Annotated in this window: 23 protein-coding genes; 7 read left to right on the plus strand and 16 right to left on the minus strand. The window is 32.1% G+C overall.

What is annotated here, in order from left to right:
• Positions 1–63: 63 nt before the first annotated feature.
• The 3 genes from B6K90_RS03430 (at position 64) to B6K90_RS03440 (ending at position 1,899) form a co-directional block, all read left to right on the plus strand.
• On the plus strand, positions 64–702 hold the full coding sequence (locus B6K90_RS03430; RefSeq protein WP_088011215.1) for an amino acid ABC transporter permease: 639 nt from the start codon (positions 64–66) through the stop codon (positions 700–702).
• Between the two features lie 12 nt (positions 703–714).
• Complete coding sequence (locus B6K90_RS03435; protein WP_088011217.1) at positions 715–1,377, plus strand: amino acid ABC transporter permease; 663 nt, start codon at positions 715–717, stop codon at positions 1,375–1,377.
• Between the two features lie 222 nt (positions 1,378–1,599).
• Positions 1,600–1,899, plus strand: a complete 300-nt coding sequence (locus B6K90_RS03440) for a plasmid partition family protein (RefSeq protein ID WP_088011219.1) — start codon at positions 1,600–1,602, stop codon at positions 1,897–1,899.
• Positions 1,900–1,975: 76 nt separating this feature from the next.
• Here B6K90_RS03440 and B6K90_RS03445 read toward each other — a convergent pair whose 3' ends face one another.
• The 3 genes from B6K90_RS03445 to B6K90_RS03455 form a co-directional block, all read right to left on the minus strand.
• Positions 1,976–2,560, minus strand: a complete 585-nt coding sequence (locus B6K90_RS03445; protein ID WP_088011221.1) for a hypothetical protein — start codon at positions 2,558–2,560, stop codon at positions 1,976–1,978.
• 144 nt (positions 2,561–2,704) lie between these two features.
• The gene (locus B6K90_RS03450) at positions 2,705–3,184 is read right to left on the minus strand and encodes a hypothetical protein (protein WP_088011223.1); all 480 of its coding nucleotides are present in this window, start codon (positions 3,182–3,184) and stop codon (positions 2,705–2,707) included.
• Positions 3,185–3,401: 217 nt separating this feature from the next.
• Positions 3,402–3,665, minus strand: coding sequence for an excalibur calcium-binding domain-containing protein (locus B6K90_RS03455; RefSeq protein ID WP_088011226.1), 264 nt, complete (start codon positions 3,663–3,665; stop codon positions 3,402–3,404).
• Between the two features lie 360 nt (positions 3,666–4,025).
• Here B6K90_RS03455 and B6K90_RS03460 point away from each other — a divergent pair, with 360 nt between their 5' ends.
• The 3 genes from B6K90_RS03460 to B6K90_RS03470 all read left to right on the plus strand — a co-directional run bounded on the left by B6K90_RS03460 (position 4,026) and on the right by B6K90_RS03470 (position 6,213).
• Positions 4,026–4,679: a hypothetical protein gene (locus tag B6K90_RS03460; RefSeq protein ID WP_088011228.1), complete on the plus strand. Its 654-nt coding sequence runs from the start codon at positions 4,026–4,028 to the stop codon at positions 4,677–4,679.
• Between the two features lie 200 nt (positions 4,680–4,879).
• Complete coding sequence (locus tag B6K90_RS03465) at positions 4,880–5,647, plus strand: hypothetical protein (protein ID WP_088011230.1); 768 nt, start codon at positions 4,880–4,882, stop codon at positions 5,645–5,647.
• An 86-nt stretch (positions 5,648–5,733) separates the two neighbouring features.
• A complete protein-coding gene (locus B6K90_RS03470; RefSeq protein WP_088011233.1) occupies positions 5,734–6,213 on the plus strand; it encodes a hypothetical protein in 480 nt (159 codons plus the stop codon).
• Between the two features lie 128 nt (positions 6,214–6,341).
• On the opposite strand, the gene B6K90_RS03475 is transcribed toward B6K90_RS03470, so the two are convergent.
• From B6K90_RS03475 to B6K90_RS03490, 4 genes are all read right to left on the minus strand, one after another.
• Positions 6,342–7,058: a GntR family transcriptional regulator gene (locus B6K90_RS03475; protein WP_088011235.1), complete on the minus strand. Its 717-nt coding sequence runs from the start codon at positions 7,056–7,058 to the stop codon at positions 6,342–6,344.
• Positions 7,059–7,207: 149 nt separating this feature from the next.
• A complete protein-coding gene (locus B6K90_RS03480) occupies positions 7,208–8,674 on the minus strand; it encodes a DUF2357 domain-containing protein (RefSeq protein WP_088011237.1) in 1,467 nt (488 codons plus the stop codon).
• Positions 8,649–10,874 carry an McrB family protein gene (locus B6K90_RS03485; RefSeq protein WP_088011239.1) on the minus strand — a complete coding sequence of 742 codons (2,226 nt, stop codon included), beginning with the start codon at positions 10,872–10,874 and terminating at the stop codon, positions 8,649–8,651. Before B6K90_RS03485 ends, B6K90_RS03480 begins: the two co-directional genes overlap by 26 nt.
• A gap of 62 nt (positions 10,875–10,936) precedes the next feature.
• A complete protein-coding gene (locus tag B6K90_RS03490; RefSeq protein ID WP_139840670.1) occupies positions 10,937–11,998 on the minus strand; it encodes an AbaSI family restriction endonuclease in 1,062 nt (353 codons plus the stop codon).
• Between the two features lie 282 nt (positions 11,999–12,280).
• Here B6K90_RS03490 and B6K90_RS03495 point away from each other — a divergent pair, with 282 nt between their 5' ends.
• Positions 12,281–12,544, plus strand: coding sequence for a hypothetical protein (locus B6K90_RS03495; RefSeq protein ID WP_088011241.1), 264 nt, complete (start codon positions 12,281–12,283; stop codon positions 12,542–12,544).
• Positions 12,545–13,136: 592 nt separating this feature from the next.
• Here the strand turns inward: B6K90_RS03495 and B6K90_RS03500 are convergent.
• The 9 genes from B6K90_RS03500 to B6K90_RS03535 form a co-directional block, all read right to left on the minus strand.
• Complete coding sequence (locus tag B6K90_RS03500; RefSeq protein ID WP_088011243.1) at positions 13,137–14,249, minus strand: HNH endonuclease; 1,113 nt, start codon at positions 14,247–14,249, stop codon at positions 13,137–13,139.
• A gap of 443 nt (positions 14,250–14,692) precedes the next feature.
• A complete protein-coding gene (locus B6K90_RS03505; RefSeq protein ID WP_088011245.1) occupies positions 14,693–15,088 on the minus strand; it encodes a VOC family protein in 396 nt (131 codons plus the stop codon).
• A 202-nt stretch (positions 15,089–15,290) separates the two neighbouring features.
• On the minus strand, positions 15,291–15,680 hold the full coding sequence (gene mutT / locus B6K90_RS03510; protein WP_088011247.1) for an 8-oxo-dGTP diphosphatase MutT: 390 nt from the start codon (positions 15,678–15,680) through the stop codon (positions 15,291–15,293).
• A 78-nt stretch (positions 15,681–15,758) separates the two neighbouring features.
• Positions 15,759–15,887, minus strand: coding sequence for a hypothetical protein (locus B6K90_RS24315; RefSeq protein ID WP_268875888.1), 129 nt, complete (start codon positions 15,885–15,887; stop codon positions 15,759–15,761).
• Positions 15,888–16,078: 191 nt separating this feature from the next.
• A complete protein-coding gene (locus tag B6K90_RS03515) occupies positions 16,079–16,861 on the minus strand; it encodes an ABC transporter permease (RefSeq protein WP_088011248.1) in 783 nt (260 codons plus the stop codon).
• A gap of 6 nt (positions 16,862–16,867) precedes the next feature.
• Complete coding sequence (locus B6K90_RS03520) at positions 16,868–17,671, minus strand: ABC transporter permease (protein WP_088011249.1); 804 nt, start codon at positions 17,669–17,671, stop codon at positions 16,868–16,870.
• Entirely contained in the window at positions 17,668–18,645 is a 978-nt protein-coding gene (locus B6K90_RS03525) for an ABC transporter ATP-binding protein (RefSeq protein WP_088011251.1), read from the minus strand. Before B6K90_RS03525 ends, B6K90_RS03520 begins: the two co-directional genes overlap by 4 nt.
• 164 nt (positions 18,646–18,809) lie before the next feature.
• On the minus strand, positions 18,810–20,009 hold the full coding sequence (locus tag B6K90_RS03530) for an exo-beta-N-acetylmuramidase NamZ family protein (protein ID WP_235821701.1): 1,200 nt from the start codon (positions 20,007–20,009) through the stop codon (positions 18,810–18,812).
• A gap of 71 nt (positions 20,010–20,080) precedes the next feature.
• The gene (locus B6K90_RS03535) at positions 20,081–22,000 is read right to left on the minus strand and encodes a glycoside hydrolase family 3 protein (protein WP_088011253.1); all 1,920 of its coding nucleotides are present in this window, start codon (positions 21,998–22,000) and stop codon (positions 20,081–20,083) included.
• Positions 22,001–22,108 lie beyond the last annotated feature (108 nt).

The raw sequence follows: 22,108 nt of genomic DNA on the forward strand, positions 1-22,108 counted from the left end.
TTGGGAGCTGCAGAGTCCGTATTTTTACGGGCCTGCTTTTCCTGATAATTAGGAGGAAATCCTTTGATTGATTTCTCGATACTAACGGATCATATGGAGTATTTTTTAGAAGGATTAAGAGTAACCATTTTAACTAGTTTAATTGCTTTATTATGTAGCTTTATTTTAGGAACAGTCATTGCTGTTATGAGAATTGCTCCAATTAAACCGCTTAACTGGTTAGGTTCGATCTATGTTGAGTTTATCCGTAATATCCCTGTACTAGTGGTTGTGTTTTTCACTTACTTAGCCGGAAGCTTTAGCGGGATGATTGCAGGAACAATCGGATTAACCATCTATACAGCTGCCTTCATATCCGAAGCAATCCGTGCAGGTATCCTCTCTGTTCCAAAAGGACAAATGGAAGCTGCCCGCTCAACAGGGCTGAGTTACGGACAGGCAATGAGATTCATTATACTCCCCCAGGCAATAAAAATCGTCATCCCTCCCCTTGGCAACCAATTTCTAAATCTAGTAAAAAATTCATCATTATTAGCAGTCGTAGCTGGTGGAGATTTAATGTATCAAGGCGATCTAATTTCTGCAATGACATACGTAACGTTTGATACTTATATTTTTGTAGCACTATTTTATTTAGTCTTAACGATTCCTTTAAGTATTGGTGTAAGCTATTTAGAAAAACGCTTGGCTAGAAGTAATTAAGGAGGTGCATGGATGGACTTTCTGCAGCCGTTCGCAGATGTATACACACTAGATCATATCAAGTTTTTGCTAGAAGGATTTTGGGTTACCCTTAAAGTCGCTGCCATTTCAATTGTACTTAGTTTTATTATTGGTGGGTTGATTGGTACGCTTAGATATACGAAGATTCCTGTTGTTACTCAATTACTAACCGCGATTGTTGAAATAATTCGGAACCTGCCTTTGCTACTGATTATTTTCTTTACTTATTTTGCTCTACCGGAAATCGGGATTGAAATGAAAATAATCACAGCCACAATCGCAGCATTGACGGTTTTTGAATCAGCAATGATATCAGAAATTATTCGAAGTGGCTTAAACTCGATTGAAAAAGGACAGATCGAAGCAGCACGTGCATCTGGACTGAATTATATCCAGACATTGCGTCACATCGTTCTGCCCCAAGCATTGAGACGAATGGTTCCTCCCCTTGTTAGTCAGTTTATTTCTTTACTTAAAGATACATGTTTAGCTGTTGTGATTGCGTTGCCGGATTTATTGCATAATGGACAGATTATTTATGCGCAGAAGGAATCTTATGTGATCCCTGTTATGGTGATGGTTTCGTTGATGTATTTTGTTGTTAATTATGTTTTGTCGTTGGTTGCGCGTAGGTTGGAGATCAAGCAGTCTTAGGAAATCCGGTTCTTACATTGGGCCGGATTTTTTTACATTCTCTTTTGTATATAGCTACAAAAAACTACATCTTTAATTATTAGGAGTGTCAAACAGAAGTGCAGTTTATTTTTTTGTTTTAACAATCTGTAAAGAAATTTCATAGTTTATTCACAAAATAAGATAACTAAATAATGAATTGATAGTTAAAATTAACTTATCTTTTATTGAGGAGAATATATTATGAAAAAGAAAAAAAAGATAATGATTCCTTTATTAATAGCTACTGTATTCATAATCACTTCGTACACCTATGTAAAAATAAAACTACATTTAACAAAAAATGCAGTTGAGGAATATCTTATTAAGGAAAGAGGCATAAAAAAACAGGAGATAGAAGAACTTCACCCAGTTTTTGATTGGATTAAATCATCCGGTGATCGAAAATGGTCAGTTCGTGTGAAAATAAAAGGCGATAATGAATATTATGGTTATTATAAAGATAGTAAAAATAATAAAATAATTTTAGATCCACTTAGATAATAAAGAGCATCAAAACTTGTGAAAAAATTAACATAAACTTTTACAAACGGAAATGCCCATAATTTTTCTCCTTGATTTAATACTTAGTTAGAATAATTTGAAATACTTTCTCTTCATATATTATGAAAGTCAATTTTATATTTTGCTCTTTATCAAGATACGTTATCATATCTCCTATTTCATCAATCGAGCGAATGTAGTTATTACCGTATTTACTTTTAATAGTAGATACATCGCTTCCTATTCCAATACCTTTATCCGTTTTTAATTTAGGATCTTCAGAAACAATACTATTAATTTTAATGTTTTTAGTTCCAATATAGAGTTTCTTAAATTGATAGTTTCTATCATTTTCAACAGGAAGTATTACTACAATGTCTGTGTGTTTAACTGTTCTTCCATATTTACTTTTTAGATCTACCAATAGTTCCGGTGTAACTTGTTTATTAATCTTAATTTCATTTATTCCTTCATTTTTTAGTGAAGTACTTTCTAGTAGTCTATTTTTTACTAAAATAGTAGTACGCTCAACAATGAAAAAACCTACTAATAGCAATACAATAATTCCAAATAGTACAGTAATATACTTCCAGGGGATCAGTTTAAATAATAGGTTCCCTAGAATTAGTAATAAAATTAAAACTAAGATTTTTATTATCATTTTTTTATTCTCCCAAACTTTTACGAAATGTAAGTATTCCATGACCTTTAACTACAAGAAAATAGAGAAGGCTTCGCATATTTTTTTCACGAACTTTTTAGTGTACTTTTTAAAGTTCTCTCTCCCACATCTTTCAGTTCTTATTTATTCATCTTGTGATAGATGATTTAATGAATCCATTTTTAAGTTTGCTAAACTAATTGGATTTTCACTATCAGCATCGATCAACCATTGATAAACAGGAATCATATTCATATTATTTCCCCAACTCTTCTCATAGAGTATTAAAACCTCATTTTCAACAAAAAAATCTACTTTAAGATTCACACTTGGTTTAAACTCAATAAACGTTTCTGCAAGTTCTATTAATGCATCTATTTTTTCTTCGGTTATACTATCAAAAGTATAAATTCTCGCAAAAATAAGATTTCGATCATCATCCCAGTCTTTTAAAAAGACAGGATGTAAATCTTTAAAATCATTAGGTGTACCTGCACGATTAACATCTTCTAACACCATATAACCAATTAAACTAGTAAATAAATTTATTTCTTCTCTTATGGCAAATATCATATGATTTTTACAATTTAATTCTAGTTTAAGTAAATAACAGCTTTTCTCCAAAAGTCTCACTCCTTTTTGGTAAGTAATTAAATAATAAGTAAAGTTTACTAACTTGTGAAAATGTTAACATATTAAATTCTATTTAACTCACTTCAAATGTGATAATAAATTGAAGAATTAAGAAATAAAAAATGCAGTCTTCAAAAATTTGAAGACTGCAATGATACTTTAATATATTTCTGTGTTCTCTGAACTTTCATTTTTAAACTTATGAAGCTTATTTTTCACACGCTATTAAATCTTTATCTCGATCCATTTTTTTATTTGCGTCATATAGAGCTTTTGATGCATACGGTTTATATTTAGTTTTACCGCCTTTATTTTTAACGGATGAACTACGGGCAACTCCACCCTTGTATACTTTGTTCAATTCAGTACAGTTCTTAAATGTTTTCACAGCTGCACTAGCATCATCAGTTGAAATAATTGAATAACTTTGAATAAGTCCAATTGTAAGAATACCAATAACAAGTTTTTTCATCTGTAATAACTCCAATCTATTTTTTTGTTACGAAAGCAACCCAATTCTTAATCCTATATCATTTTAACATAGAAAATGTTGTTATTTCGGTAAAAATTAACCAGATTTGTTCAGGAAGTATTTACTAAATATAATAACTCTAACCAATAAACAAGTAGGACTTTAGATTATTATCAATTAATTAAAATGGTAAAACATTCATATTTTTGTAATATTTTAGTAAAAAAATACAGATTACTCTCTGCTAATATTATTTTATAGAGATACTTATTGAGAAATTTTTTAAAATTAATTAAAAGTTTCTCAAGTGGTCATTTTCTCTATATAAAATCTCAGTGGAAAGGTTAAGGTGGATTCTGAATGAAGAAAAAATTTATTTCAAGAAAGAAAGAATGGTATCTTTTTGTAATCATATTATTGGCATTGGCGATAACATCAATTCCCATTAAATCAAATGCTGAAAATATAGATTCGACAAACACTTTAATTAAAGTATTATTTAGACAAACTTATAAAGTTGATTGGAACGTGGTTTCAGAAAATGAAAAAAATAAAACAATTAATCTAATTTCTAGCGGAGATACTGGTTGGAGTTACAATCCAGATGAGGATATTTTTGAGCGTTTTGTTTCTCCAGAAAATGTTGAAGTTTCAATAGAAAATAGCGAAGAATCGAAAATTGCAAATAACAATGGAGAAGTAGTTTTAAATGGTGATGGTAAAAAATTAGTAAACATTTCAGTAGATGGAATCGATGATGATTTAAGTCAAGTTGTTGATTTTTCTCAAAATGAAGTAAGCATTATTAAAGAAATGGATATCTCTCAAATGCTAAAAGATGCAGAAAAAGATCTATATACAGAAGAACCTAGTTCAAAATTAAACGCAAGAGCTTCTTCTACCAATCCTTATTGGGAAATAGGAGAAACAGGACACTACGGTGATCGATTACATTGCAATCGTTTTAATGGTCCTTTAGGAAATGGAAATACTATCCAAATCATTATCCAGTAGCAGCAATAAATTTTATTATGAGTGACTGTGATTACTCACTAGGTCGAAGTAAAAGATGTCTAGCTGATTATACATCTAATAAATATTGTGCTGCCAGCCCAAGTACAAAACAGGGAAAATGTTCGACTTATATTGGGCATTATAATAAATTCCATAAACATTAAAAAGGAGAAATTATTATTAAAAAGCACTTTAAATTAATGCTAACTGTTTTACTCTTGATAAGTTTAGTATTCAATATTTGGTTATTAAAAATAATAACTCCAAAAACAGTCTTATCGATAGATAATAAGGCAATCATTAATGAACAAGAGTTATTAAAATCGTTAGAAAAAAAATATAAATTTCACGAATTAAATTATCAAGCAAATTCGTATATCATTGAAAAAGAAGCACATAAAAATAATTTTTCATCTCCAAATAAAATGGAATTAAAAAAGTTAAATAAAAAATTCCCTGAAATGAACATAAAACAATCGAATAAACAACCATATTATGTGTATCATTTATTTAATCTAAAAAATAATGATTCAATAATAAAAAAATATTTTAAAGATAAATACCAATTAGAAGCTCCAAAAATGTATCAATTACTAGTTTATCAAACAATTAATCATAATTTGGCCACAAAATTGAAAAATGAGTTAGAATCTGGAAAAAACGCAAAAATTGTTGAAAAAGATCTCAAAATTAATTTTGAAAAAACTAATACTGTTCATTTAGATTTTCTTCCATCTAGTACCTCAAACGATAATTCAAATACCTTAGAAATTGATGATTCTAAAATAGGCAAAGTTTTTCATCTTATGAATGATGATGGAATGACAATTATATATGTTTCTAAAATTATGGATTACGCACAAAATCCAAAATTATTTAGAGACATGTATTTTGCTAATAACTACCAAACTATTAAATCTAATTTAATTAATAAACTTAGCTCTAAATATGAAATAGTAACCCAATGAAAGAATCGTTCATTAACGTAATCCCACAGTGATTGACAATGAATAGATATACCTCAAGAGAAAGACATATTGTGTTGAGGTGGAAAATGAAAAAATTATTTATATTTATATCCCTAAGTAGTATCTTCTTTTTTTCGGGATGTAATATTGAAAAAAATCTAAAAAGTACATCTTTAAATTCAATTACAATAAATAATATAAAAATATATGGTAATATCGACGATGTAGATCTAAGTAGGTATGTTAAAAGTAATCGATTTTCAAGAGGCAATGCAAAATATTACTTTGAAAATTTAGTAATTGATGTTAATAAAAAAAATCAAGTAAATTATTTATTCGGATTTTGTAGTGAAAACAAGGTAATCATAAATGGTAAATCCAATTTAAAATATATTAGTGATATTACAGATATACTTAAGCATAATTACAAAGAAGCTTGGCAAGATAGAGAGCAAGAACTTAAGTATCATAGTTACTATGATAAAAATCAGAAAATAATCTTCAAAGTAGTTTATAGTATAGTATCAAAAGAAATAGTTTGGGTTGAAATAAAATCAACTGATTAAGCAGAGTGATGAAAAAAGAAGCTGACTCAAAAGGTCGTTGATGAACGACTTTTGGAGTCAGCTTTTGATTTTCCTTAATTCTATTAAAACATTAAAGTAGAGTCATTCCGACGCTCTCTTACATTTGTTTATACATCATAATTTACAATATACTGCTGCTTTTTCGTGTTGTAATACCCTTCACTATATTCGATTAAATCAACTACTTCATTATAAGAATAACGTGAGCGCTTTAATAAAGAAGTACCCTTTTCAATTTGTAATCGTTCCTCGACGTGAGGAGGCGCTATCTCAACTGCAAACGCATCTCGAAATTTCTCTAAAGATACACCTTGTGTTTCAATCAATCCATACAAGGAATGAACATTTATGTCTGATAGGTCGATTCCATCCAATTGTCTAGATTCTAGATAATGTGTGTAGTGAATATAGGGTACTTCATCTAGATAATAAAGACGTTCGATATAAAAGCACTTCTCGCCAAATAAATGATAAAGCTCTGTGTCCTTTTGATTATGTATGATTTCTGCGCACAATAACTCTTTTTGTATTTTATGTCCTTCATCTACTAATACTTCTGTAAAACGCTTTCCTTTTGACAACTTTGAGGTAGAGCTGTTGCGTAGGACTCTTGTACCTTTCCCACTCATTTTTTCTAGAAATCCGTCTTGAACAAGCTCTTTAATAGCATTGCGAACTGTTATTTTACTTACATTGAATTCACTTTCCAGTTGTATTTCTGAAGGAATATTTGTATCAACAGGATACAGTCCATGTAATATTCGATCCTTTAAGATATCCTTTACTTGTAAATACAATGGTCCTTTTTTTCGAGTTACACTCACTTACATTCACTGCCTTTCTCATCTCCCACTGAATCATTCACCGTACGGATTATATCACGTTCAGATGACATTGTATTGGGTACTAAATAAAAAAAGATGTTCACGGTTAGTCAATTTAAATGATAGTACAGTGCACACCCTTAAACTTTTTAGTAATTTTGTTCTTTACAATAATTCTTTATTAATTCTTTCATTCCAATATTATCAGTTCCTGGGATCATACCGATAGCTCCCATACCATATCTTTCATGGTAATTTTTTGAAAAAAGATTCTTATCCTTTACCTCACCATCTGTAACTGGAGTTAAAATATAAACCTCAGAAACTACTTTTTGATGTGTTTCACATGCTAGTATTCCATCCCTATATTTATGCATTTCTCCTAAGGCAGTTCCAAGGTTATGTTCACAACGATATTTTGGATCAAATAGATAGACTTTCTCTTTCAATTCTAGAAATATATCGGGTATCATTTTTTGAGTGTAGCTGTAGTATGGTTTTGTATTCCATTGAATACTTTTTTGATAAACTAACTTCCCATTTTTTAACATAATTTCGCTTTCACGATTTTGAGCTAAATTAAGAAAAAAACCGTTCGTTTCAAATCTAAATAAATTAGATAGGTTATCAATCATATCTTCTTCTCGAAGAAATTTTACAAGTTGTAAATAAGCCCATATTTCATAGAGCTCATATGTACTTTTTAAAGGTATATTTTGCTGTACATCCCACTTCAAATTTCCAAATTTAAAAAATTTATTGAACCATTGGTAAAACATACGATATTGAGGATGCTTTCGAAACACTTGAGTTACTTTTATACTTCCATTGATTGGTTTAACCGCTTTGATAAAATCCCAATTAAACCAATTTTGAATGATGTAATTATACTTTTTAGCTTTCGTTGAGATAGAGTAATCATCTATTTGCTCGTATTTTCTTAAAGCAACACTTAATTCATTTAGCATTTTTACCAAGGCTTGGTTTTCATATGTAGCATACGTTTCATATGTTTGATTGGCATGAATTAACATATTAGGAGAAGGTTGAATAATTCCCTTTTTATCAAACCATTTTTCTACTCCGGTACTAACAACCTTCACTTTTTCTATTTTAATAAATTCCTGTTCCCTAATTAACTTTCTTAGAGGATTCTTCTTAATGTTAAGAAGAATATTTCTTAGTCCATAGAAATTTTTTTCAATATATTGCCACTGTAGAAAAGAGATGTCCCTTTTTCGTTTATCAGTTGAAACACTTTTTTCCAAACCAGACATTTCAAAACACAATTCTGCTTCATCTAAAATATCTTCTAACATGATAGAAAATTGTTCATTTGTTAATTTTCTATCGTCGGGATAAATGTACTGCTTAATACTCTCATCATTTACTGTAAATAAAACCTCTCCACTATAAAATGGGATTTCTACTATACCTTCCCATCCGTGATCCGTTTTGTTCAATGGAATTGACACTCTATTTAATAAAAATTTAAATGAATCACTTAAATCTGCTTTCCACTTATAACTCATTCCTTCAATTAAATAAGCATCGCTTAATAATATCCACCCGTTGTCCCAAATATAAATATTAACGCCAGAACTGTGTAGCTCCATATAACTCCAGTTCCCTTCTCATTCTCAATAAATGTTTATTCGTAATACTATTCTTTAATAAAGTGTTTTCAGTCCATTTAATTAATGTTTCTATTAATGTTGAGATGCTTTCGTCACCCTTAATTTTCGGTAGAATCTTTTCACTTATTACAACATCAAATGCTTCTAGGATATCCATTTTAAATTCATCTTCAAGTCTAGCATTTGCATATAATTTATTTAACATCTCATTAATTGAACGATAACCAAAATGAAGCTCGTATGGAATTAGGAATTGATATAATTCAGTTAAGTACGTCCACTCTTGCTGTAAAACACTTCTAAATTTTGTATCTTTACTCTCCCAATAATCAGATAAATGAATATCAGAAAGTGTCATGACAAATGCTCGGTCAAGTACTTTATCTGAAATACTATGCGTTGTTTCATCTACGTTTATTGTTCCTATAATATATACATTATGTGGAATTTTAATTGACTTCGGAATATCGGTCTCATTTTCTTCATTATGTAGATGAATAGGTAGCCTTGATTCAACTGCACTTAAGTAATCACTTAAATAGTACTCTACCTTTGCTAGATTCATTTCGTCTAAGACAATAAAATGTGGTTTATGTTTTTCTTGATTAGCTTTTAAAATCATATTTAAAAAAGGTGTAGAAATATATCTTTTTTCAAGATTACTATAATAACCAAATAACGGAGAAGAATCCATCCAATCAGGTCTAACCGCTATTAACTCATAGTAAGGATTTTCGTCTTCATAATTTAAGCCATACACTGCATTCCCGTATAAACGACATAACTGTGTTTTTCCCGTCCCTGAGATTCCATTTAAAATGACAAAATGTTTATCTTCTAAACACGTTAAATTAAGATGAAAATCTCGAATGATAGACTGAGAGAATGTTAGAGGCGATTCCTCAGCTTTTTGAAGAATATTTGAAAGCTCAAACGCTGGACTTAAATTTTCTAATTGTACGTCATCAACGTCATCTTCTTCGATTAATTGCTCCACTTCTAATTTAGGCAAAGTAAAAGATCCCTTTACATCCGCAAAAATTAGTGCCGCCTTAACTAAGGTTGCCTTAACATCTGTGATTTCTTCTTCAAATCTACCTGTAATTTTATTATAGGTTCCTACTATAATTTGTCTTCCTTCTACAGCAAATTGATGTTCCTTAAGAACCGATTCAGCTTTCCTTTTTAAATCTTCATTACTTAACCCTGTTCTTTGGTAAAAACTTATATTCTGTCTCCATTTACCATTCGTATCCTCCACAAGCTTCCTTAACATAAAAGCTATTAGATTATTACCATTTACATTTACTAATAATGATTCCTTATAGTCATACTGAGAATATGATAAACGCTTACTAAACTCAATCGTCCCTTTTGTTATAAGTTGCTTATGTTCATAGAGCGAAAAAACTTGCTTAAATTTTTCTCTTTCTTCAAATTCAATTGTATATTGATTATTAAATAGATTAATACTTATTGGCTCTGTTGGTAGTGATATCTGATTACCAATTTTCATTACTTCTTCGTGAATATTTTGTTCAATAAACAGATATTCATATATTGGCTTAAGTGAATTTAAAACAATTGTAAGTTCTTTTAAGATAAAATCTTCATTTTCAATATCTGATAAAGAATAACTTTTTCCGAATGATAATGTCGGTTTTTTCTTTTCTTTAATTAATTGTTCAACCTTACTTACGAATTCACTTTTTTGAATTATCTCCCCACCAGTCATTAAATCAATATCAGATGATAATAAATCGATTATTTCCAGTAATCCTTCGATTTTTTCATTTCTTTTGTAAAGCTTTAAGAATGGATAAATCTTGGAATCTAATTTAATGAATACTTTTTCTTCTTGTAAATTACATTCCAGTTTTAAAAGATTACATTCTTGATCTAACAAATCCTTTTTAACTAGCTCTACAAAGCCTCGAGTACCATAAGATTGCTTTTTTTCGGAGTAATCTGGATTCTTTAAATCTGCCAACGTTGTTCTTAAAGTACCTTCATAACCGTGTATGTAATAATCTTCTAAAAAAGTAAAACTATCAATATTTTGATCGATAAAACTCTGCATTAATCCCCTAAGTATTGGTTGAACTTCGTTAAGTATTCTTTCATTTCTTTTAATAGGCTCTTCATTAATAATTGTATTTATTTCTTCAACTTTAAACATTGGTACACTCCTTTTTGTTAGTTCTTAGAAAATGCAATATTTTAGTGGAAGTTTCAGAACTGCTATAAAGTTTCATTTAAAATATAATCTTTTCTACCTTTAACCTCATTCAAAATATTTAAATCAGCCATTTTTATCCCTTTCTTATTCAAAAATAAGTTAAACTCTTCAGTCTCATAAAATTTAGCCAATAAGATTCCTTCTTTATTATAGAGATAAAGAATCGCTTCTTGTTTCCCCTCATCACTTTCTGGATAATAAGTTGCCATAACCTTTGAGATTCTCTCCCAATACACACAATTATTTTTAATACTTTTTTCCTTATTTACTCTATATCTTCCTTTAAATCGATACAAAATAATGCCTAAATTATCTGTAGCTTTTGCAAACAAAGCATGCTCTTGATTCCATTTACTTAGTCGTTTAAACTGATAACTCTTGTTTTCTTCATTACTTTTATTTCTTTCAATAAAATAACTTTCATCTTCAGATAATCTATTATCCCAATCGATATTTGGTACAAACTTTAGACCTTTAATATCAATATCATTCTCAAACTTATGTGCCGCTCCACTGCCTTGAAGACCTTTATAACCTGATCCGAAACAATTACAGCAATCAACTATTCTTCTAAATGCTGTTTCATCATCTGCATCTATGTACCCTCTTTTAATATATGTATTTGGATTCATCTCTTTCTCCAAATCCCAAGGCACAAACTTCTCTTGAAGAGAAGAAATCATAAGATTAATTTCCTTAACTATCGCATCAATATCTTCATGTAATTTATCAATTCCATCTTTCATTTTTACCCTTTTAATTGTGAATCCCGTTGCATTAATAATATCTTTTTCTCTTGTCTGATCCAATTTAATGTTTAATGCATTTTCATGATGTAATTCATCAATTTCCACAATTAATTTAAATTGAGGAAAATATATATCTGCTAAAGCATATTTACTTTTAGCATATGATTCATTTCTCCAGATATATTGTTGCGTTACCATTTTTACATCAAAATTGTTTATCAAGTGCCATAAACGAGTAACTACGTAATTTTCATCGTTTTTTTTGTTTGTTTTTGCTAGTTGCTTTTTTATGTATTGGTATTTTGAATCGTTCATATAAGTCACTCCTTAAAATCTCTTTCCTAACTATACTATATCTTATTTGGTGTAAAGAAAATTGAATGGGTATTTAAATAGGGGTCTCCGTCATCTCTTTCTAAGATATGGAAAAAAATTGAATCTACTATATAAAAAAGCTACTTACTTTATATCCCCTAGTCCACTACTAGACGACCCTCAACTTAAACATGCGATTGCCAGTCACACAAAAGGCTGCCGATAAAATCGGTAGCCACCTTTATTAAGTTATTTTCTTTACGTTGATGAAAAGTTTACTTTTTGCAATTTCTTCCGTTTCGTTTCCATAACCATCCCGAGCGTCGAATCTGGCAAGTAGTCGATGGTGTGTGGAAGAAATCTCCAGAGACTCAAAGGCACTATATGGTTAGAGCGGTTGTCGATTATGAAACGTCGGCACCAGTTATTACTTCTCCGACGAATGGAGCATATACGCACAATGCAAATGTAACCGTACAAGGCCAATCTGTCCCGGGTGTCAATATTCTTATTGATTACAACGGGAAAGAAGTTGCGTCTGTTTAGACAAATGAGGAAGGAACATTCACAGTTAACATTACACTTGTAGATGGAGATAATATTCTGACTGCAACAGTTGCGAATGAATGAGGAGAAACTGTTCCTTCTCAACCGGTTACGCTGATTCTTGATAAGAGTAATTGATAGTTTTAGGGGATATTTAACTTAGATTGTACTTGATCGAAGTTGCTAATAAGAAGTTATTAGCAATTGGTTCTTAAAGTGAAGGTTAGTAAGATTATCAAAAAAATTAGCCCTCCATCTAAAGAAAAGATGGAGGCTTTTTTAATAAGTTATTCAAATTATAATAACAGGATAGCTCTAATGCAAAAATAACACGGTGACCTACACACTCATCTTTACAAAGATTTTTTCGTCCTACTATTTTGGATTTCATAACTTTTGAGTTGTTCTAGTTCGATCATTGGTTTGTTTGGCATTAGCAGTTCTCCTTTTTGACGTAAATGGATAAAACATAAAAAAATGTGTACAAATTTGTCTGTACACATTTCTTAATTAGTATATTTTGTTGTTCTCCTATAGAACTAGCTATCTTTCATTCTGAGTGATTACTCTGGTTCATATAAATATAGTCCAATTAAATATCTAGTATCGAATCCTCTTTTATTTTAATTTTATCTATAATCGAATTGTTAAATGTAAAAGCATCGTTACTATAATGAGCTCTTCGATGACAATTTGGACATATAGCAGCTACATTATCTGGATGATCTGCGCCACCATCAGATAAACGAAGTAAATGATGTACTTCTAAGAAGGGCTGACCTTCTGCATTATTGAATGGGGCTATTTGTTCACAAGCCTCACATTTACCTTTAGCTCTTACTAGAGCATACTTTTTAATAGCTGCAGCTCTCTTTCTTATTATTTGTTTTCTTTCTTTTATGTCCGATACTTCCTCTTTAGATTCCGATTGAATTGCTAAGTTTCTTAATTCAATTAAGTTATTTAATTTTAAAATTTCATCATTTTCATCAGCATCGTATATTATACTATCTATTAGTTCAAATTCAAAAACAATGACTTTTCGGGTAACTCCATTTTTATCTGGTGCATCTTTATAATGAAATCCCAATAATTCAAGCTGTCCTTTATATTGATACATTCCATTGTTTTCATTTTTTTCAAATAAATATACATCTTTACCATTCTTTATATGATCTTTCAGTGCTAAATTACCTTCTTTAAATTCCTGTGGCCCTGTTTGACCCTCACCAGTATAAAGGAAAATAGAATCGTTTTGCCAACCATCTTTATATCCATACTCATTCCCTCTTTTTCCTGAAAAGATTAGTATCACTGGATACTTCCTAGATGGAGAAATACCGCGTTGCCTATTTCCACCATAACTGTCATGTATTTCAGACCTCTTATAATATTTATTTAGAGAAAATGGCAATATCACAGTTGAATCTATAGTTGTTTTTCTTAGTCCCCATTTTCCCGTTCCTTTTCCATCAATTGAGTAAAAAATATCTTTTTTATCTCCTGGTCTTCCTTTAAAAATATCACAATCACTTGAGTGTAAATATATATTCTTTCTTATTTGCGCTTTCCAGTCTGTATAATTTTCAATCTTAATGTTCTTATTTTTTTTTACTTGTTCATAAATTTCTTCCAATGTACCTTCTCCATTTAAGGAGTTAATTGCTATTACAATTTCTTTTACCCAGTTATATGTGTTAAACAAAATATAGCCCACCCTAATCAATTAAATAAAAATTCTAAAAATACTAAATACCCCTAAAACATTTTATATTAATAATTAAAGTTTGTACATTTTGTGAATTTTTTACTTTATTATAAATTATTTCCTTAACGAAAAAGTGTACAGATTTCTCTGTACACTTCAGACTGTAGACAGTTGACTTTTGTTTCTATAAGTATATAAGATAACTAAATTTTGTAATTAATCTTTCAACAGTTGGAAGATCCTCTAGAGCCCACACAACTTCTTTTAAAGCATGCAGGTACGCAAAAAAAAGAAAACAACTTTAAATTGTTCTCTTTTTCTATAAATATTTATACACAATTTCGTTTTCGTTCTTAACAATGTCACACAAGAAAAAAGGGGTTCCCCCATCTATCAATGACAAATCAAACTCTCGAATTATTCATCAAACCCATAAATAATTACTTTGCATTAGCATCCGGTTGATGAATTCCAAAAATATTACCTTCAGTGTCAATGAAGTAACCTTGCCATGCCATTCCAGGCAGTGCATATTTAGGCATTGCTACTTTGCCACCATTTTCAACAATTTTAGCTTCCGTAACGTCGTAATTTTCTACTCCCATGGTACATGCATATCCATTTAATGGTTGGTTTGCTTCAGGAGGAGCACTTTGGCGCTGCATTAAGGCCCCATTAATTCCCATTTCGTCCTCATTGCCTGTCACTGCACCAAAGTATGGCATTCCTGCATATTCACTCCAATCTTGAAACGTCCAACCAAATACCTCTCCATAAAACTTCTTTGCACGTTCCATGTTATCAACATGAATTTCAAAATGAATTAATCTTCCCATATTTCCCTCCTATGTTTTACAAAAATTTTCCTTAACTCATCTAGTATGTACACATTAGTTGCTTATTTATTATTATATTGGATATGGAAAAAAATTCAAATTGACTAAGAAATATTTCTTTTATCATTTATTCGATATCATTCTAAATTACTTAGTTTTATCGTTAATATCAGCAATGACCTTTATACTGGTAATTGATATATTATAAAATCAATTTTTCAACCGTAGGAAGGTCAGCTGGAGCCCACTCAAGTTCTTTTAAATCAGTAATCTTTTTCCATTCTAACTCCGCATGTTCATTCGCGACTGGTGTACCACTCTTAATCTTTGCCTCGTACGTTATTAAATTTACAATTATTTCAGGGTACTCATGAATGATGTCCTCAACTAACTTAGAAACAGATATTTCACAGCCTATTTCTTCTCGTATTTCACGGACTAATGCCTCTTCAGGTCTTTCATCCTTTTCGATTTTCCCACCAGGAAATTCCCAGTAATTCGCCATGCTCATTTCTGGTGAACGTAAGGCACATAATATTTGGTTTTGATTATTTCGAATGACAGCTCCAACTACTTTAATTTGTTTTTTCATTGTTTTCTAGTTTCCTTTTTAATTCATAATATATTTATTATTAGCACCGTGCATTAAACAACTATAGTTACAATGATACTATTTCCCACTTTTATCTAAAATTCGAATTGCATTATCAATTTTAGCTAACGTCTTAGCTATTCCAAAATCTAATACTTTTGTGTGTAGCTGAGTGGATTTTCTTTTATTTTTTCGTTTTAATCCCATAATGCTCCTCCTTTCTTCTTGATTTTTTTATATTTTAACAAATTAGAATTAAAGATCTATGCAAAAGTAAGGAGATATTGGGAACTTTTTAAATATCACGTGTTTACTTTCAAAAGGTTATACCAAATTACTTACATTATTTCTTCCATTAAAAAACGCAATCCCCATAACTGGATTACGTCTCTCAATTTTCACGATCCAGTAGATCGATAATGTCTCACACCAATTTCCCATACTACTAAACAAGGTATGATAAAAATGATTCCCGCTAAAGGAGCTAACATATATAAATATGCATTCCCCTCCGTTTTATCTAGCAAATACATTAATGGTAAGTAATTAACACACCCAAACGGAATAACAAATGTAAAAAATTTTGTTACCCATTTCTGATAAATATTTAATGGATATTGCGCCATCTCTCTTCCGCCATCTGTGAAAATGTTAACCACCTCAAGACCTTGAATTGTCCAAAAGCACATCGTTGCAGCAAGGATAAAGATTCCGGTAAAAATAAAGACCCCGCTGATGATCATCAATATTATCGTAATCACTTTCATACTGCTCCAATCAATCGAAAGACTACTGATCGCCCATATCAAAACAATTAAGCTCTGAACCAATCTTCCAATTCTAGTAAACTCAAATTTGGAACCTAAAACTTGAACAATCGTACTTCTTGGACGAACAAGTACTCGGTCAAAACTACCGTTAACGACAAGACTTGAGAAAGAATCAAATCCACGAGCAAAACATTCACTTAAGGCAAAGGCCATATGGATAATCGCAAAACAAAGCGCAACTTCATAAAAAGTCCATCCTTTTATTTGACCAAACCGTTCAAATAAAAAGTAAAGACCTGCAAACATCGAGAAAGGAATTAAAAACTGTCCGGCTGTTAAAAGCCAAAAGGAAGTGCGGTATTCCATTTGTGATTTAAAGAGTATCTGAAGATATTTAAAATATAGTCCCATACTAGGTCAACCTCCTTGGACCACGACTCTGCGTAAGGCTTTAGTGAAAGCGATTCTTCCTAGCCAAACTAGTAAAACTAACCAAAAAATTTGTATGACAATCCCGATTAAAGCTTCATTTTGAGGTATATTACCAGAGTACACTCGAAACGGAAAATCAGCTGTCCATCTAAATGGCAGGAAATTAGCAAAAGTTTGAAGCCACGCTGGCATTAAAGGAATTGGAATTGTTAATCCAGAAAAAAATTCACCAATTACCCCAAACAGTAGCAAGGAGCCTATAGGAGACATTGTCACAAAGACTGAAATATAAATGAACATAGAAATCGAAACAAGAAGAAGTAAGCCAAAAATAAGGGCAAATAAAAATAACACAAAGGTTAAGACACTTGGTGGTAACGTCATTTTATAAGGTTGAGGTAATAAGAATGCAACAAGTAGGATCGGGAAACACCGTAGAATTGCACTCGATAAACGTTGGGCTAAAAGTTTAGCATACCAAAATCCATAGATTTCGCATGGTCTACAAAGTTCATAAGCGATATTTCCAGTTGTAATTAAATCGAAAAGTTCGTTATCTCGAAACCATAGCATGATAAAAGCTAAGAAAGATTGTTGTAACCATAAGTATGTAATGATTTCTTTTAAGGAAAGAGGTTGAGATTGTACTGTTTGACTGTAAAAAGCTTCAAAGATCATGATGTACATAAATCCCCAGAAAAATTGTGTCGCTACCCCTGCCAATGCTGCTGCACGATATTGCATTCCGTTCATTAAACGTAGTTTTAAGACAGATACATATGGCCTCATATTTGAAACTCCTTATACAAACCAACAATAATTTCTTCAATCGGTTGAGCCTCAATCGTCACATCAAGTAGATCAACCTTACTGGATAAACTGGAAATCACGTCAGATATTTTAACTTGTTCAGTATCTAAACTTAAAATTGCCCGTTCAGGTGCCCATGAAATCATTGTAGTTCCAGGAATTTCAAATGGATTATGATCCTCCAGATAATCTACAGTAATCGTTTTATGCGTTCCAAATTGTTTTCGTAATTCACTCAAGTTACCATCGAACAATAAACTTCCTTTACCAATTAAAATGACCCGATTTGCTAAAGCTTCAATATCATTCATATCATGCGTCGTAAGAATGACGGTAACGCCCTTTTCTTTATTAATTGTTTTAATGAACTCACGTACGGCTATTTTTGAAAATGCATCAAGCCCAATAGTAGGTTCATCCAAAAATAAAATTTTAGGACTATGTAATAATGAAGCAGCAATTTCACAACGCATCCTTTGTCCTAAGCTTAATTGTCGTACAGGTGAATGAATAAGACTTTGTAAATCGAGTGTTTTAACAAGTAGGTCAAGAATATCTTGATATTCGTTTTGAGGAATTTTATAAATATCACGAAGAAGCTCAAACGAGTCTATAACGGGAACATCCCACCACAATTGAGAACGTTGCCCAAAAACAACACCAATATGTTTAACATAGGAAGCTCTTTCCTTCCATGGAGTGTATCCCATTATGTTGCACGTTCCTCGATCTGGGACCAATATTCCGCTCATGATTTTTATCGTCGTTGACTTCCCTGCGCCATTCGGACCAATATAACCTACGATTTCCCCCGGTTGAATGGAAAAGGAAATATCATTTAACGCTTCAACAATCGAATGCTCTCGATAAAAAAGCCCCTTCACTGCCTGCTTCACTCCAGATGAACGTTTGGCAACTTTGAAAGATTTACTTAAACCACTTACTGTAATCATATTTCGCCTCCTAACTTTTTGACTGGAAGAAAAATATTATCATCATAATATCGGCACGTCAATATTTTTTTCAGTTAATTCTTTATTTTTTAAAGAATGTAAAATCGATAATGATCGCAACTAAAAAAGAATGAAATCAATTGATCTCATCCTTTTTTACTAAACTACTTATACATCAAATACTTTTTTCGAACTTTCTTAAATTCATCCAGATCCTTCTGGTATTTATTCATGATTTCCGCAACGGAAGCTCCTTCAAGAATCATTGGTCTGACCCAGTCGTTTCCGATTAATTTATCGAAATAGTTGTTTGATAGAAATTGAAAATCATTCGGGTACATATCATAAATCGTTTTTATGATGTGTAGACCTGTTGGGACTGCTTCAAATTTATCACGGTCTGTGACATAGATTTCAACACCATGGCTTAGTATATTCGCATGTTTTGAGAATGTTGGTATAAAGGATGCAGCTCTGAATTTCACACCTGGAAGGCTTAGTGCATTCAATTTTGCTGCGAGATCTGTACTGTTAATAAATGGTGCGCCGATTGTTTCAAACGGCTTAGTTGTTCCGCGTCCTTCTGATAAATTTGTACCTTCAATTAAACCAGTTGCTGGATAAATAAACGTTGTTGAAACAGTTGGCATGTTAGGTGAAGGTAAAACAAATGGTAGTCCCGTTTCATCGTAATCCATGGAGCGTTTCCAGCCTTTCATTTTGACAACTTTTAGATCTGCTCCAATTTTAAATTCTTTGTTGAAGAATGTAGCTAGTTCTCCTACTGTCATTCCATGCTTTGTTGGAATTGGGTACATCCCAACAAAGGATGCGGAATCAGGTTCAAGAACAGGGCCGTCAACTAAAAGTCCACCTAGTGGATTCGGACGATCAAGTACTATTATTGGAATGTTGTTTTCTTTTGCCGCTTCCATTGCATAAGCCATTGTGTAGATATATGTGTAGTAGCGTGTACCCACGTCTTGGATATCAAAGAGAAGTACGTCTACATTTTTAAGCATTTCAGGTGTTGGTTTTTTTGTTTGTCCATAGAGGCTGTAAACAGTTAGTCCGGTTTTTTCGTCAATATAAGATGCGATCGTACTCCCAGCCTGAGCATCACCACGAACTCCATGCTCAGGACCGAATAATGCTGTTAGTTCAATATCCTTATCCTCATGCAGCAAATCAACAATACTGTTTAGGTTTGAGTCAATGCCTGTAGGATTCGTAATTAAGCCAACTTTTTTTCCTTTTAAAAGTTCTTTCTGGTCATTTAAAAGGACCTCAATCCCAGGAATTACTTTATTTTTTTTCTTTTCTTTTTCATGATTTGCGTAGACATCTTTTACTTTAGGCCACATACATAGTGAAAGAACTAGAATCATAATCGACAAAAATACTCGCTTCAATCTATCCCTCCTCTTATACTGGCTCATTTTAGCTGCTTCCCTGAACGTAGATCGAGCCCGTAGCCAAACGAATAAAGATTTTCTCCTGGATGAGTGACAGATGGAATATCAACAGGTAATTTTCCTTGTGGATTTGATTCACCAAAGATTGTTCTAATACCGGCTTGAATATTTGGTTGTCTGTATGCACCATTTGAATAACCTTTATATCCATAAATAGCAAGTACAGCTTTTGCTTCTTCAAAATTTGCAGCATCATACGGATTTCTCATGCTCATTAGCACAAACTTTTTATGCTTAGCTTGAGCATAGTTCATGACCGCTCTTGGGAAAGCAGTTGCCCACTTGCTTGAGTCTTGGACGGTGTCATCAATCACACCATCGTTTACTGCTGGGTTATTTACCGATACGTAGGAACCGGTAATTACATAGTCCGCTGAATCAATCATGGCCACCACATCTTGGTTGAATGTCTTACTTGAGAAAGCATAGCTGGTAACTTCAACATCGTTCTTTTTGCCTTTTAATTCTTTAATACTTCTAGTCATCGCTTCTATTTGATCAGTATAAGGAGCTAGTACAAGAACTTTGTCACCCTTTTTCGGTTTAAAAGGCAGTGTTTTGTTTTCGTTTTTCAATAGAGTAACAGCATCCTCTGCCATTTTCTTTTCTTTCTTTTTATGCTCTTTATTACCGACTACTTTTAGGGCATTTGCTACTTTTTCTTCGATTGGAACAGTATTCGGATTTAGAATGCCGCGTTTTTCTTTCAAAGTAAGAATTCTTTGTACCGATGCATTTACTCTCTCCATTGGGAGTTCACCCGTTTCAATCGCTTTTTTTACTGCGTTAAAAACAGATGCTAAATTTTTTTCCATCTCAAGCGAGTTTACTTGCGCAGGCATCAAGGCAATATCTACCCCTGATTTTAAGGCTAAAACAACAGCTTCTTCTTGGCCAAAATTATCTGCGATTGCTTTCATATTCAGTGCATCTGTTACGATGACACCTTTAAAACCCATTTCCTCACGAAGCAGACCTGTCAGTACTTTTTTGGAAAGAGTGGCTGGAACCATTATCTCTTGACCATCTAATTTGCTGATATACTTTGTATCATCAAAGGCAGGGAACTGAACATGTGCTGTCATGATCATGTCTACACCGTTATCAATCGCTTTTTGGAAAGGTGCTAGCTCAACCGAACGTAATCTTTCCTTGTCATGTGTAACAAGCGGAAGACCATAATGACTATCAGTAGCCGTATCGCCATGACCAGGGAAATGCTTTACTGTTGCTGCAACATTCTCACTTTGTATTCCATTAATTGTCTGGATACCAAGCTTTGAAACAAGTTCAGGATTTGAGCTATAAGAACGAAGACCGATTACAGGATTTAAAGGGTTATTATTTACATCCAGTGATGGTCCAAAGTTTACATTAATCCCAAGTGATGATAATTCTTTTCCAATAATATTACCAGTCTGATAGGCGTACTTTTCACTTCTAGTTGCACCAAGTGCCATGTTACCCGGCAGGTTTGTCCCAGTTTGAAGGCGCGTTACGATACCACCTTCCTGATCAATGCTAATGAGTAGAGGTAGTTTAGGACTTGCTTTTTGTAGACCATCTGTCAAACGAGCTGTTTGCTCTGTTTCCACTACATTTTCAGCAAACAGAATGACGCCACCTAAATGATATTTCTGAATGATACTACCGACTTCATCATTCATCACAGTAAAGCCTGTTGCTTTCGATTCCCCTTGCTTTTGCCAGTTACGGAAATCTGGCATAAGCATTTGACCTACCTTTTCATCAAGTGTCATACTTTCAACGATCGCTTTCACATTTGTTTCCGCTTTCACTTTAGCAGGTTTGAATTGTGTTAAAGTTGAAACTGAAAGTACAGCTGTTAAAGCTACTGCTGCCCATTTCTTTCTACGCATCTCTTTCCTCCCTAATCATGATTAAATCCCAATTAGCTCTTGTATGCCCTTATGTATAATTGATTGTCTATTTGTTAAATATCCTGCCCATAAAGCGTGTGTAGAAAT

The organism is Gottfriedia acidiceleris (assembly GCF_002128425.1).
Taxonomy (GTDB): Bacteria; Bacillota; Bacilli; order Bacillales; family Bacillaceae_G; genus Gottfriedia; species Gottfriedia acidiceleris.